General features: G+C 70.4%; 16 protein-coding genes. 6 read left to right on the top strand and 10 right to left on the bottom strand.

Annotated features, from left to right (window positions below; genetic code table 11):
• The first annotated feature begins 43 nt into the window (after nucleotides 1–43).
• Complete coding sequence (locus ACWGIH_RS06585; RefSeq protein ID WP_453444208.1) at nucleotides 44–673, top strand: CGNR zinc finger domain-containing protein; 630 nt, start codon at nucleotides 44–46, stop codon at nucleotides 671–673.
• Here ACWGIH_RS06585 and sodX read toward each other — a convergent pair.
• Nucleotides 577–1,017: a nickel-type superoxide dismutase maturation protease gene (gene sodX, locus ACWGIH_RS06580; protein WP_453444206.1), complete on the bottom strand. Its 441-nt coding sequence runs from the start codon at nucleotides 1,015–1,017 to the stop codon at nucleotides 577–579. The genes ACWGIH_RS06585 and sodX overlap by 97 nt on opposite strands.
• Nucleotides 1,018–1,161: 144 nt before the next feature.
• On the opposite strand from sodX, the gene sodN reads away from it, so the two are divergent.
• On the top strand, nucleotides 1,162–1,557 hold the full coding sequence (gene sodN, locus ACWGIH_RS06575) for a superoxide dismutase, Ni (protein WP_160507177.1): 396 nt from the start codon (nucleotides 1,162–1,164) through the stop codon (nucleotides 1,555–1,557).
• Nucleotides 1,558–1,623: 66 nt separating this feature from the next.
• Here sodN and ACWGIH_RS06570 read toward each other — a convergent pair whose 3' ends face one another.
• Nucleotides 1,624–1,917 (bottom strand): hypothetical protein, encoded by a 294-nt coding sequence (locus ACWGIH_RS06570; protein ID WP_453444204.1) that lies wholly within the window; start codon nucleotides 1,915–1,917, stop codon nucleotides 1,624–1,626.
• Between the two features lie 206 nt (nucleotides 1,918–2,123).
• Here ACWGIH_RS06570 and ACWGIH_RS06565 point away from each other — a divergent pair, with 206 nt between their 5' ends.
• A complete protein-coding gene (locus ACWGIH_RS06565; RefSeq protein WP_453444202.1) occupies nucleotides 2,124–4,145 on the top strand; it encodes a GTP-binding protein in 2,022 nt (673 codons plus the stop codon).
• A gap of 22 nt (nucleotides 4,146–4,167) precedes the next feature.
• Here the strand turns inward: ACWGIH_RS06565 and ACWGIH_RS06560 are convergent, their stop codons facing one another.
• A complete protein-coding gene (locus ACWGIH_RS06560) occupies nucleotides 4,168–5,085 on the bottom strand; it encodes a sigma-70 family RNA polymerase sigma factor (RefSeq protein WP_453444200.1) in 918 nt (305 codons plus the stop codon).
• A gap of 72 nt (nucleotides 5,086–5,157) precedes the next feature.
• On the opposite strand from ACWGIH_RS06560, the gene ACWGIH_RS06555 reads away from it, so the two are divergent.
• The gene (locus ACWGIH_RS06555; protein ID WP_453444199.1) at nucleotides 5,158–5,625 is read left to right on the top strand and encodes a pyridoxamine 5'-phosphate oxidase family protein; all 468 of its coding nucleotides are present in this window, start codon (nucleotides 5,158–5,160) and stop codon (nucleotides 5,623–5,625) included.
• Between the two features lie 43 nt (nucleotides 5,626–5,668).
• Here the strand turns inward: ACWGIH_RS06555 and ACWGIH_RS06550 are convergent, their stop codons facing one another.
• The 7 genes from ACWGIH_RS06550 to ACWGIH_RS06520 all read right to left on the bottom strand — a co-directional run bounded on the left by ACWGIH_RS06550 (nucleotide 5,669) and on the right by ACWGIH_RS06520 (nucleotide 11,963).
• The gene (locus tag ACWGIH_RS06550; protein WP_453444197.1) at nucleotides 5,669–6,826 is read right to left on the bottom strand and encodes an HAD-IA family hydrolase; all 1,158 of its coding nucleotides are present in this window, start codon (nucleotides 6,824–6,826) and stop codon (nucleotides 5,669–5,671) included.
• Nucleotides 6,823–7,347 carry a hypothetical protein gene (locus tag ACWGIH_RS06545; RefSeq protein WP_453444196.1) on the bottom strand — a complete coding sequence of 175 codons (525 nt, stop codon included), beginning with the start codon at nucleotides 7,345–7,347 and terminating at the stop codon, nucleotides 6,823–6,825. The genes ACWGIH_RS06550 and ACWGIH_RS06545 overlap by 4 nt, the downstream gene beginning before the upstream one ends.
• A 47-nt stretch (nucleotides 7,348–7,394) precedes the next feature.
• Entirely contained in the window at nucleotides 7,395–7,631 is a 237-nt protein-coding gene (locus tag ACWGIH_RS06540) for a hypothetical protein (RefSeq protein ID WP_453444194.1), read from the bottom strand.
• Nucleotides 7,632–7,711: 80 nt separating this feature from the next.
• Entirely contained in the window at nucleotides 7,712–8,476 is a 765-nt protein-coding gene (locus tag ACWGIH_RS06535) for an ANTAR domain-containing protein (RefSeq protein ID WP_453444192.1), read from the bottom strand.
• Between the two features lie 65 nt (nucleotides 8,477–8,541).
• A complete protein-coding gene (locus ACWGIH_RS06530; RefSeq protein WP_453444190.1) occupies nucleotides 8,542–9,162 on the bottom strand; it encodes a GNAT family N-acetyltransferase in 621 nt (206 codons plus the stop codon).
• A gap of 230 nt (nucleotides 9,163–9,392) precedes the next feature.
• A complete protein-coding gene (locus ACWGIH_RS06525; protein WP_453444302.1) occupies nucleotides 9,393–10,439 on the bottom strand; it encodes a family 2 encapsulin nanocompartment cargo protein polyprenyl transferase in 1,047 nt (348 codons plus the stop codon).
• 117 nt (nucleotides 10,440–10,556) lie between these two features.
• Complete coding sequence (locus ACWGIH_RS06520) at nucleotides 10,557–11,963, bottom strand: family 2B encapsulin nanocompartment shell protein (RefSeq protein WP_453444188.1); 1,407 nt, start codon at nucleotides 11,961–11,963, stop codon at nucleotides 10,557–10,559.
• Between the two features lie 254 nt (nucleotides 11,964–12,217).
• Between ACWGIH_RS06520 and ACWGIH_RS06515 the strand changes: the two genes are divergently transcribed.
• Nucleotides 12,218–12,466 (top strand): hypothetical protein, encoded by a 249-nt coding sequence (locus ACWGIH_RS06515; RefSeq protein ID WP_363209205.1) that lies wholly within the window; start codon nucleotides 12,218–12,220, stop codon nucleotides 12,464–12,466.
• 138 nt (nucleotides 12,467–12,604) lie between these two features.
• Complete coding sequence (locus ACWGIH_RS06510; RefSeq protein ID WP_453444187.1) at nucleotides 12,605–13,195, top strand: N-acetylmuramoyl-L-alanine amidase; 591 nt, start codon at nucleotides 12,605–12,607, stop codon at nucleotides 13,193–13,195.
• The last annotated feature ends 40 nt before the right edge of the window (nucleotides 13,196–13,235 follow it).

The following is a 13,235-nucleotide window of genomic DNA, read 5'->3' as shown; positions in this document are numbered from 1 at the left end:
TCACGCACCTGACGAAGATAGCCCGCCCCGGTAAGGACTACAAGTGGAACTGGCCTATTACTCGGACTACGCCGTACGTCTGGTCAACAGCGAGGAGCCGGGTCGCAACAAGGACACGCTCACGTCGGTCGAGGCGGTCCGTGAGCTGTTCGGAGGCAGTTCGCAGGCGGCACGGCGCGCCACGGACTCCGATGTCACCCGCTTCCGTTCGGTGCGGGCCAGGCTCAGGGCGGTCTTCGAGGCGGCCGACGGCGGCGACGAGACGCTCGCGGTCGACCTGCTGAACTCACTCCTCATGGAGTTCCCGGTCAGCCCGCAGATCTCCGGCCACGACCATCGCGACGACGACGGCCACCCGCTGTGGCACATGCACCTGGCCGACCACCCGTCGAACGCGACGTCCGGCTACGCGGCGATCGCCGCGATGGGCCTGGCCTTCCACCTCACCGAGCACGGGGTGGACCGCCTGGGCCTGTGCGAGGCGGCACCGTGCCGCAACGCCTATCTCGACACGTCGACGAACCGCTCCCGACGCTACTGCTCGGACCGCTGCGCGACCCGCGCCAATGTCGCCGCCTACCGCGCCCGCAAGCGCCTGGAGACGGAGCGGTCGGCCAGCACCGGCCGCGCGGCCGACACGGCCCAGCGCAGCAGGCTGAACGGCGAGCGCTGACCGGAGCCGAACCGGGGCGGGCGGTAGCGGAACCACACCTTCCCCAGGACGAGTTCCTCGGGCACGGTGCCGTAGTCCGTGCTGTCCCCTCCCGCGTACGTGTTGTCCCCGAGCACCCACCAGCCGCCCTCACGCCGCTCGGCGGCCCGCTTGACGACCAACAGGTCCTGCTGGAACGGATGGCGGAGCACCACCACGTCACCCACTCGGACCCGTGCGCCCCACTGCACCACCAGGCGATCCCCGTGGTACAGCGTGGGCACCATCGACGGGCCGGTCACCTCGGCCGCGCCCCACGGCAAGACGGCCCTTCCGCGCTCGCTCTCCTGCGACAGCTCCGGCATCCCCGCACCTCCCCGGTCCAATCCTCCACCAGTCCCAGTCTGACCCTGGACTTTTGACCTAAGCCCATGGGGGCACTCGCGAAAAGCCGTCTCTCACGGAGTAATGTCCCACCTGAGAAGACGATCACGAGGAAGGACCGCTGCATGCTTTCCCGCCTGTTTGCCCCCAAGGTAAAGGTCAGCGCCCACTGCGACCTCCCCTGCGGCGTGTACGACCCGGCCCAGGCCCGCATCGAGGCGGAGTCGGTCAAGGCCGTCCAGGAGAAGATGGCCGCCAACGACGACGCGCAGTTCCAGACGCGCGCCATCGGCATCAAGGAGCAGCGCGCTGAGCTCGCCAAGCACCACGTGTCGGTGCTCTGGAGCGACTACTTCAAGCCCCCGCACTTCGAGAAGTACCCGGAGCTGCACCAGCTGGTCAACGACACCCTGAAGGCCCTCTCGGCCGCCAAGGGCTCGTCGGACCCGGCCACGGGCCAGAAGGCGCTGGACTACATCGCCCAGATCGACAAGATCTTCTGGGAGACCAAGAAGGCCTGAGCCTTCGCGTCACGTCAGCTGAAAGCACCCGGCATCCGCGCGGAGCCGGGTGCTTTCCGCGTTCCGTCAGCCCTGCAGGGCCGCAATGCCTTTCTGCAGGTCCTCCGCGTTCATCACCGGGTAGATCTCGATCTCCGCACCGAGCTCCAGGAAGAAGGGCTCGGCGATGGACGGCATGTCCGAGCTGTCCTGCATGTCGAAGACGAATGTGGCGGCCCGGCCACCGTCGCTGGGACCGAAGTAAGCCGCCTCGGGCTTGATCTTCTCCGCCACCGCCTGCATCAGCTTCGGCAGCGTGCCGTTCTTGATGGCCTCATTCGAGATCTGGGTGTCCAGACGTGCTCTCAGCATGACTCTCATGGCATTCACTTCCTCCCTTCCAGAGTCCCGCATCAGGCCCGGTCGTGCAGTGCCAGGCCCCCCGCGCGGCCGGATATTCAGTTGCCGCGGCGATCTGCGCCTGGTGCACTCTGCGTACGCCTAGACCCGTCGAGGAGACGCAATGCGCCGTTCGTTCATGTCCAGCCAGAAGGGAATTGCCATCAACCCAGAGGACATGACACTCAGTGCATACGTCGAGCACGTGCAACACCCTGAACCTGGGAATCCTGGCGCATGTTGACGCCGGCAAGACCAGCCTGACCGAGCGGTTGCTGCACGCCGCCGGTGTCATCGACGAGGTCGGTCGCGTCGATGCGGGAAACACCCAGACCGATTCACTGGCCCTGGAGCGGCAGCGCGGCATCACGATCAAGTCCGCCGTCGTCTCCTTCGCCGTCGACGACGTCACCGTCAACCTCATCGACACCCCCGGTCACCCGGACTTCATCGCCGAGGTGGAGCGGGTCCTGAGCGTGCTCGACGGTGCCGTGCTGGTCATCTCCGCCGTCGAGGGCGTCCAGGCGCAGACGCGGGTGCTCATGCGGACGCTGCGGCGGCTGCGGATTCCCACGCTCGTCTTCGTGAACAAGATCGACCGACGCGGCGCGCGCCACGAGGAGTTGCTCCGCGAGATCGCCGAGCGGCTCGTCCCGGACATCGTGCCCATGGGGGCACCTCGCGGCCTCGGTGGGCGCGACGGGGCCTTCGTGCCCTTCGACGACGGTGACCCCTCCTTCACCGCCCGACTCGTCGACGTACTCGCCGCGCACGACGACGCCCTGCTCGCCGCGTACGTCGAGGACGAGGACGGGCTCTCCGGCCGGCGGCTCCGCGGCGAACTCGGCACGCAGACCAAGAAGGCGCTGGTGCACCCGGTGTTCTTCGGCTCGGCGGCCACCGGCGCGGGCGTCGGTGAACTCATCGCGGGCATCCGGGAGTTGTTGCCCTCCGAGGACGGTGGCCCGCTCGCCGACGACCCGGCGTCCGGCAGTGTCTTCAAGGTCGAGCGCGGGGACGCCGGGGAGAAGATCGCGTACGTACGGATGTTCGCGGGGACGATCCGCGCGCGGGACCGGCTGCCGTTCGGCGGCGGGCGCGAGGGCAAGGTCACCGCGGTGAGCGTCTTCGACCGCGGCTCCGCCACCCCGCGCGAGGGTGTCTCCGCGGGGCAGATCGGGAAGTTGTGGGGGCTCGGCGACATCCGGATCGGCGATGTCGTGGGCGTACCGCGCGCGAGGAGGGGCGGAGAGGGACAGCACTTCTTCTCGCCGCCCACCCTGGAAACCGTCGTCGTGCCCGCCCGTCCCGGCGACAGGGGCGCCCTGCACCTCGCGCTCGCCCAGCTCGCCGAGCAGGACCCGCTGATCGACCTGCGGCAGGACGACCTCCGCCAAGAGGTCCACGTGTCGCTCTACGGAGAGGTCCAGAAGGAGGTCATCCAGGCGACCCTCCTCGACGAGTACGGCGTCGACGTCACGTTCCGCGAGACCACGACCATCTGCGTGGAGCGGGTGACCGGCAGCGGGTCGGCCTTCGAGATCATCGACAAGGACGACAACCCCTTCCTCGCCACCGTCGGTCTGCGCGTCGATCCGGGCCCGCCCGGTTCCGGCGTGGAGTTCCGGCTGGAGGTCGAGCTCGGCTCGATGCCGTACGCGTTCTTCCGCGCCGTCGAGGAGTCCGTGCGGGATGCCCTGCACCAAGGGGTCCACGGGTGGGAGGTCGACGACTGCGTCGTCACCATGACGCACTCCGGGTACTGGCCACGCCAGAGCCACGCGCACGGCACCTTCGACAAGAGCATGTCGAGCACGGCAGGGGACTTCCGGCAGCTGACCCCGCTGGTCCTCCTGAGCGCGCTGCGGCGGGCGGGCACCGAGGTGCACGAGCCGCTGCACCGCTTCCGGCTCAGCGTCCCGGACGACGTGTTCGGGACGCTCCTGCCCGCGCTCTCCCGGCTCCGCGCGGTCCCGCACACCCAGACGGCGCGCGGTGCCTCGTACGTGGTCGAGGGGGACATCCCGGCGGCCCGCGTGCACGAACTGGAGCAGCTGCTGCCCTCGCTGACGCGCGGCGAGGGCGAGCTGGAGTCGGCCTTCGAGCGGTACCAGCCGGTCCGGGGCGAGGCCCCGGACCGGCCGCGTACCGACCGCAACCCGCTCTGCCGCAAGGAGTACCTGCGGGAGGTGGCGGGTGTCCGGCGCTAGGGAGAGGGGGCCGTGGTCCCGGTCAGCGCCGGAACGCGGGCAGACCGAGGGCGCGCACGCGAGCGGGGTCGACGAGGATGTTGAGCTCGACGATCCTGCCGCCGGTGATCGTGAACTCCATGACGGAGACGACCTCGCCGTCCGGCACTCCGACCATGCCGAAACGGCCGTTGACGAGCGCGATCTCGGTGGTCGGCGCCGCCTTCGAGAACATCGCGGCCTGCCCCGCCACCACCGACGCGCCCCGCACCAGCTTCGAGAGCCCGGAGGCCACTTCGCCGGTGTCGGCCCGCAACACCACATCGGGGTCGAGCAGTTCGAGCAGCGCGTCGAAGTCGCCGCCCCGCGCCGCCGCGAGGAAGGCGTCGACGATCTCGCGCTGACGTACGGGATCGTTGTCGGGGGTGGGCGCGACGCCCTGCACCCTGCGGCGGGCCCGGCTCGCCAGCTGGCGGGTCGCGGCCGGGGTGCGCTCCACGATCGGGGCGACCTCGTCGAAGGGCACGGCGAACATGTCGTGCAGCACGAAGGCGAGGCGTTCGGCGGGTGCCAGCGTCTCGAGGACGACGAGCAGCGCGAGGCCGACCGAGTCGGCGAGCAGCACCTCCTGCTCGGGATCGACCACGTCTCCCCAGCTCACCACCGGGTCCGGCACATGGGTGTCCGGCGACACCGACAGGGAGTCCTCGCGCCGCGCCTGCCGCGTACGCAGCATGTCGAGGCATATCCGGCCGACGACCGTCGTCAGCCAGCCCCCCAGGTTCGACACCTCGCTGATGTCGGAGCGGCTGAGCCGGATCCAGGCCTCCTGGACGGCGTCGTCGGTCTCGCCGAGCGAACCGAGCATGCGATACGCGACCGCCTTCAGATGCGGCCGGTGCTCCTCGAATCGGGCCGCCAGCACGTCATCCTGATCTACTGCTGCTTCGTTCAGATCCATTTGTCACATTCCCTCGTCGCGGTACGTCACAGCAATGACGCACCGTGCCAGCGCACTTGGAGGAGAACAGTAATGAGCACCGACACGACAGGCCCGCGCGCACCCGAGCAGCGCAAGCGCGACGTCCTGCACCGCCTCGCCCACGACATCGACGCGTGGGTGGCGACGGCCGACGCGGACAGCGGAACCCCGTACCTGGTCCCGCTGTCCTTCCTCTGGGACGGCGAGAGCCTGCTGGTGGCCACTCCCGACGCCAGCGTCACCGGCCGCAACCTCCGGGCGACCGGGCAGGCGCGGGTCGGCATCGGGCCGACCCGTGACGTCATCCTCGTCGAGGGGGCCGTACGCGCCCTGGGCGAGGACGAGTTGACCCCCGAGGACCGTGACGCCTTCGCCGAGAAGACGGGCTTCGACCCGAGCAAACTCGACACCCTCTACACCTACTTCCGCATCACCCCGCAGCGGCTCCAGGCCTGGCGCGAGGCCGACGAACTCGAGGGCCGGGAGCTGATGCGGGGCGGGCGGTGGACGGTGCGGTAGGCGGGGGGCATGGTGCGGTGGGCGGTGGGCCGGGCGTCCGGGGTCAGTCCCTGCCGAGCACCGGGGCCAGCGCCTCCCTGAGGTCGTCGGGGCCGGTGTAGTGGAGTCCCGCCATGCCGAGCGCGACGGCCGCGTCCACGTTCTCCTTGCGGTCGTCCACGAACAGGCAGCGCTCGGCGGGGACTCCCGCGCGCTCCACGGCGATCTCGTAGATCCGTCGGTCGGGCTTGACGATGCCGACGTCGGCGCTGCTGACCACGGTGTGCGCGAGGTCGGCGATGCCGAGCTCGGCCAGGTCGTCGTCGAGCCACGGGGTCGCGTTCGTCACGAGCGCCACGTGCAGATGGGCGCGGGCCCGTCTGAGCAGGTCCACCACGGTGGCGTCGGCGGAGAAACCGGCCCCGGCGAGCGCGGTGCCGAGGGCGTGCCCGCGCTCGTGGGGCACCCGGTCGGCGAGGCCGTGGGCGATGGCCCCCACCCACTCCTCCTTGCCTATGCGCCCGAGCATCAGCGGCTGATCGGTCTCGGGCGCGAAGGCGATCTCGGCGGTGCTGCCGTGGGGAAGTCCGGCGGCGCGCTCCATCTCCTCCACCTCCGTCATGTCGTAGAAGCGGATCACGCCGTCGAGATCGCAGAGCACGGCGTCGAACGGCAGCGGCGGCACCTGCCAGGCGAAGCGCAGCTTCTCCTTGGCGTCGGCGCCGATCCGGCCGTAGAAGCGGATCGCCCCCTCGTTCCACGCGGGCGTCTGCCACTGGACCTCGGTGAGGCCGAGGCGACGGGCCTCCGCGGCCACCGCATCCGTCAGGCGCTCGCCGAGGCCGAGGCCCCGGTGGCCGTCACGCAGGAAGAGGCAGTCCATGTGGAGGTACTCGGCGCCGTCCCAGGTGGAGATCTCCGGCGCACATGTGGCGTAGCCGACGACGTCACCGCCGGGCAGTTCGGCCACCAGACAGCGCAGCCGCGGGTCCGGCACCCCGAAGAGCAGGGCCTGCAGGCGCTGTTCGAGGCCGGGGGCGGGCGGGGCGCCCTTCTCGTACGCGGCGTGCTCGGCGACGAGTTGCACGACGCGGGGGAGGTCGGCGGGGCGTGCGTGGCGGATGCGGGGTGCTTCGCCGTTGTACGACGTCGGGTCTTCGTACGACCTCGGGTCCTCGTACGCTGTCGGGCCTTCGTACGACGTCGGGTCCTCGTACGTCATCGCAGGTCCCCCTCGATGACGTCCCGGCCCCACGCGGTGAGCCGCTCCGTGAGGCTTCCGGTCCCGTCGAGCACGCGCCGCACGTACGCGTCCCGCTCGTGCGTGAGCACGGCTGCCTCCCACACGCAGGGCGCGAGCCCGGCCCGTCCCGGCCTCAGCTCACCCGGCTCCCCGGCGGGGCCGACGAAGACCGCGAGGTCGGACATGTACCCCTCGATCCAGCTCTGCACGAGGACGTAGTCCCCGTCACCGCCCGCGTGCACGATCAGCACGGCGAGCCCGGCCGACCCGCGAGTGCTGCCGAGCCCCAGATGCGCTCCCGCGATCGCGAGTGCGGACTCCTCGTCCCGCCCGGTCACCTTCCGTCCGGGGGCCTCGACGGCGTACACCTTCACGAGATGCCCGCCGGCCTCGCGGACGCCGAGAGGCCGTGCGGTGCGCGCGTGATGGCCGTCGGCGAGCGCAAGCAGCCGCTCACCGTCGACGGCCGACGGAAGTACAACAAGCTCGGTCATGTCCATGCGCCCATGATGCAGATGTCCCGCGCATCATGGGGACGCGGATGTCCTCAGTCGTCGTCGGAGCGCGCGGGCGCGGGCTCCACCTCGGCCTCGGCCCCCTTCGCCGCGGGTTCGTCGACGCACGCGTCGCATCGCGGGTTGTGGCAAGGGCCGGGGCCCCACACGGGGACGTACGCCCCGAGCACCTTGCGTCGCTTGATGGCCGTCCCGACAGGCCGTCCGCAGCTCGCGCACACCGGCTCGCTCCGCGGGCGGGGGCCGGACCGGCTCCCGTCACTGCCCATACGCCCAAGGTAGAGCGGACCGCCCCGGCCGGGAAGCCCGACCACCGGCACTGGTCGAGGTGCGGTACGGCGCGACCGCGTCACCCCCGGCGGATTCCCTCCGTGTCGAACTCCCCCGCCACCACCTGCCGCGCGCACTCCGCGAGCCGCAGCCGGTTCGAGCGGGCGTGGCGCCGAAGTGCCGCGAACGCCTCGTCGACCGTGCAGCTCCAGCGCTCGGCGAGCACACCTTTCGCCTGCTCGATGGCGATCCGGCTGATGAGCGCCTCCTGCAACTGGCCGCGCTCCGTCTCGCTCTGCTCCAGTGAGCGCCGCTGGAGTATCGCGATCGTGGCGACATCCGCGAGGGCCTGGGCGAGCGCGATCTCGTCGGGCCCCATCACCTGCGGCCGCGCCTGGAAGAGATTCAGCGTGCCGACCGCCTGATCACCCTGGTGCAGGGGCAGCACCTGCGTCATGGTGTAGCCCGCTTCCTTGGCCCGCGTCGCGAACTGCGGCCAGGCGATGTTCGCCTCCAGGCCGGTGAGCGCGAGGTTCGTGTACGCCGCGCCGGAGCGGTAGCAGTCCAGCGACGGCCCCTCCTCCTGCTGCAGGGCGAACAGATCGAGCACCCAGGCGTGCTCGCCGGAGGCGGCGACGAGCTTCAACTCGTCCTGGGAGTCCGCCAGCAGGACACCCACGGCCGAGACGCCGAGCAGTTCCACACAGCGCGCGGCGAGGCTCTGCAGGAAATCGACGACCTCGAAATCGTGGCTCACGGAGTCGGCCATCTCCACGAATGCCTCCGCCAGAAGTCGCTCGCGGGACGTGTCGCCGGACACCGCACTGGTCATCTTGCGGGACATGGGGCTCGTCCCCCCTTCGTTGTGCCTACGGCCAACACAGCGGCGCTACAACGACCTTAGGCGAATCAGCCGGTGGCGCCACCGCCCATGTCGAAAGGTCGCGGCTCCCGCCACATCGGCCACAACTGCGGGCCGTCCGGCAGATCGACGGCGTTCCCCGTGAAGTGGAATCCGAGCCGGGCGTACAGCGCGCGGCTGCGGCTGCTGCTCGCCTCCAGATAGGCGTGCAGCCCTTCCTGGTCACAGCGATCGAGTACGGCCGAGATCAGCGCCGAGCCGAGTCCCTCGCCCTGCCGCTCCGGACTCACGGCGATCATGTGCAGGTACTGGTGGGGCCGGTCGGTCGGGTGCGCCTCGCCGGTCAGCCGGCCGATCTCCTCGATCCGCGCGTTGCCGGGATCGACGGCGGCGCGCAGCTGTGCGGGGCCCTCTTCGGCGCCCTCGTCCTCGCCCGCGGGGACGGACCACCACAGCGCGACGGCCGAGCCGTCCTCGGTGATGTCGACGTAACCCATGCTCAGCGCGAGGTCGAGGAAGGCGTTCATCAGAGCGCCGTGCGTACGGCGGCGGTACTCCGCGTCGGGAAAGACCCAGCCGCTCACCGGGTCGTCGTGGAACGCCTCGTCGAGCAGCCGGACCACGTCCGCCCTGTCGCTCTCCCCGGCTCTCCGGATGCCTACGCCCACAGCCCGCCCCTCCACCCCTCGACCACGCTCAACTGCGTGTACCGCCCCACTGGTTGCTTCCGTTGCAGCCTAGGCGATCGGGGCCCCGACACGCGGGCGAGCCCCGCACCCTGACCGGATCTCGGTGGGGTGCGGGGCACGGGCGCGGGGTGCACGGCGTCACGGTCCGCGGACGACCGCGTACGGGCGACCGCATACCTGACGGCCGCGTCCGTACGAGACGGCCTACTTCAGTGCGTACGCCGGGTCACGAACTCCGCGAGCGCCAGCAGGCTGTCCGCGGCCTCCGGAACCGGTACCGCGCCGGCGAGCTGGTTGATCGCGCGGGACATCCGGTCGCCCGCCTGCAGCAGCGCCCAGTCCCTGCCGCCCGCCGCCTCGACGGCGTGCGCCATGCGGTCCAGGTCGCCGTCGACCGACGGTCGGCCGTACAGCTCGGCCAGTTCGGCCCCGGCCGGGGTGCCCGAGGCCAGGGCGGCGACCACCGGCAGGGACTTCTTGCGGGCCGCGAGGTCGGCACGGGCCGGCTTGCCCGTGCACCCGGGATCGCCCCAGATGCCGATCACGTCGTCGATCAGCTGGAAGGCGAGCCCCGCCTCGCGGCCGAACCCGTCGAGCGCCTCCACCTCACTTGGCCCCGCCCCCGCGTACAGCGCCCCCAGCGCACAGGCGCAGCCGAGCAGCGCCCCCGTCTTGGCCTCGGCCATGGCGAGGCACTCGTCGAGCGTGACCTCGTCGGCGCCGCGCCGCTCCAGCGCGCCGTCCGCGTGCTGGCCCTCGCAGAGCTCCATCACGCAGGCGGCGAGCCGGGCGGCCGCCGCCGGGGCCCCGGGGTGGGGGTCCTCGGCGAGCAGCCGCTGCGCCAGTGCCTGGAGCGCGTCACCGGCCAGGATCGCGTCGGGTTCGCCGAACACGGTCCATGCGGTGGGCCGGTGCCTGCGGGTGGCATCGCAGTCGATGACGTCGTCGTGGAGCAGGGTGAAGTTGTGGGTCAGCTCCACCGCCGCCGCGGCCCGCACCGCCCTGGCCTGGTCCCCGCCGAGGGCCCGCACCGCGGCGAGCACGAGCGCGGGCCTGATCGCCTTGCCCGCGTGCCCGGCCGCCGGTGTGCCGTCCGCGTGTTCCCAGCCGAAGTGGTAGAGCGCGATACGGCGCATCATCCCTGGCAGCGAGTCGATCGCCCGGCGCAGCTCCGGGTCGACGCACGCGCGCGCCGAGGCCAGGATCTCCGCCGCTTCGGACGCATCGTGCCCCGCGTGCTCCTCGTACTCCGTCATGTTCGTCGTCGTGTCCGTCATGGACTCACCCCGGAGAGGATGCGAACGGTGGCGGTTTCTGGGCCTGCGGGCGCGTACGGAAGGGGTCTACCCGGACGCGCGCCCACAGACACGACCTCATCGCCAGCGGCCGATCTCGACGTTCTCCAGCACGCCCAGCGCGTCCGGCACCAGGACCGCCGCGGAGTAGTAGGTCGACACCAGGTACGAGATGATCGCCTGCTCGCTGATGCCCATGAAGCGCACGGACAGGCTCGGCTCGATCTCGTCCGGGATGCCGGCCTGGTGCAGGCCGACGACACCCTGCTCCTCCTCGCCCGTACGCATGCAGATGATCGAGGTGGTGCGGGCCTCGGTGACCGGGATCTTGTTGCACGGGAAGATCGGCACCCCGCGCCAGGTGGGGATGCGGTGGCCGCCCATGTCGATGGTCTCCGGCACCAGACCGCGCTTGTTCAGCTCACGGCCGAACGCGGAGATCGCGCGCGGGTGGGCCAGGAAGAGCTTCGACCCGCGCCTGCGGCTGAGCAGCTCGTCCATGTCGTCCGGGCTCGGCACGCCGTCGTGCGGCTGCAGCCGCTGCTCGTACTCGCAGTTGTTGAGCAGCCCGAACTCGCGGTTGTTGATCAGCTCGTGCTCCTGGCGCTCCTTGAGCGCCTCGACCGTGAGCCGCAGCTGCTGCTCGGTCTGGTTCATCGGCTGGTTGTAGAGATCGGCCACGCGCGTGTGGATGCGCAGGACGGTCTGGGCGACGCTCAGTTCGTACTCACGCGGTGCCGATTCGTAGTCGACGTACGTGCCCGGCAGCACGGCCTCGCCGATGTGTCCGGCGGAGAGGTCGATGGGCGCCTCGCCGAACTTGTTGGTGCGCTGGGCCGGGATGGACCGCAGCCGCCGCAGGTGCTCGCGCAGGGAATCCGTGCGCTCGGCGACCTGCTCCAGGTCCTGGCGGGGCAGGGTGAGCACGGTGCACGCGGTCACCGCGCGCGTCGTGTACTCCCAGATGGCCTCCGGGTCGAGCAGTGCCTGCTCGCCGAAGTAGGCGCCGTCGGCGAGCGACTCGAGGACCGTGTCGTCCCCGTAGGGCCCGGTGCCGATCTTCTCGACCCTGCCGTGCGCGAGCAGGAACACCTCGTCCGCCTGGCTGCCGAAGGAGGTGATGACCTCCCCCGCGGCGAACTCCCGCTGCTGGCAGCGCTGGGCCAGCTCCCCCAGGACCTCGGCGTCCTCGTAGTCCCGCAGGGTCGGCAGTTCGCCGAGCTCCGCGGGGATGACCTGGACCCGGTCCCCGGTTTTCACGAACGTCACCCGGCCGTCACCGACCGAGTAGCTCAACCTCCGGTTCACTCGATACGTACCGCCCTGCACCTGCACCCACGGCAGCGTCCGCAGGAGCCAGCGGGAGCTGATCTCCTGCATCTGCGGCGCGGACTTGGTGGTGGTGGCCAGATTCCGCGCGGCCGACGTACCCAAGCTCTGCTGCTGCTCGGCCTGTTCCGCCCGGACCTCTTCGCCTACCGACATTGGCTATGCCCTCCCGATCAAGCGCTGATCTGCGCCGACAACCCTTCCAGCACGGTGCGTGTCGGCGCCATTACACAAACGAGCGGGAATGGAACAGGCGAGACGGGGCACTCACCCGCGTACCAGGACAAGGGTTCGCGAGGGTGGGGAACTCCAAGATCCGTGCATCCGTTGAACAGGACACGACGGCCGATACGCTTCATACCGGTATGTACAGATCAGCACCAATCCGCACCTATGCGTAGGAGACGGCAATGGCAGGCTTCCTGGATCGCGCCAAGGAACAGGCGCAGCGCGGGCTCACGCAGGGCAAGCAGAAGATCGACGAGGTCCAGGCGCAGCGCACCGGCGGCGACCTCCTGAAGAAACTGGGCGCCGCGTATTACGCGCAGCAGCACGGCACGGGGACCCCTCAGGCCACGCAGCAGGCCCTGCAGGCGGTCGAGGCGCACATCGCGACGAACGGCGACGCGTTCCTGCACGGCGGCGACCACCGCGGCTGACCAAATCGGCTCGCACGGTGCCCGAACAAGCCACGGAATCCGTCCGAACGGCTGGTTCAGGCACCGTGGTTCCGGTAAAAGCGGACATACAAGACGGTCCGCGACAGGCGGCCGTCGTGCTCCGCAAAGGAGTCGGCCATGGCCCCACCCATGTCCGCGGGCAGCTTCATCGACGTGCTCAAGGACGAAGGGGTGACGGTCGTCGAAGTCGGCGACTGGATTCACCACAACCGCAACCACAAGGGGCCGTGGGGGCCCGTGCACGGCGTGATGATCCACCACACGGTCACGTCGGGCAGCCAACGGACCGTGGAGATCTGCCGTGACGGCTATGCCTCACTGCCCGGTCCGCTCTGCCACGGCGTCATCACCAAGGACGGCCGTGTCCACCTCGTCGGGTACGGCCGCGCCAACCACGCGGGCCTGGGCGACGACGACGTCCTGCGCGCGGTCATCGCCGAGAAGGCGCTCCCGTCCGACAACGAGGCGAACACCGACGGAAACCGCCACTTCTACGGCTTCGAGTGCGAGAACCTCGGGGACGGCGAGGACCCGTGGCCCGACGAGCAGCTGGACGCGATCGAGCGGGTCTCGGCGGCCATCTGCCGGCACCACGGCTGGACCCATCGCTCGGTGATCGGCCACCTCGAATGGCAGCCGGGCAAGATCGACCCCAAGGGCTTCACCATGAACGCGATGCGGGAGCGCATCGAGGAACGCCTCAAATAGGGATACGCCTCAGGCGGGCGGACGTACCCGTGGCCGTGCC

The organism is Streptomyces sp. NPDC054872, assembly GCF_053610705.1.
This window is presented reverse-complemented; position numbering and strand designations above follow the sequence as displayed.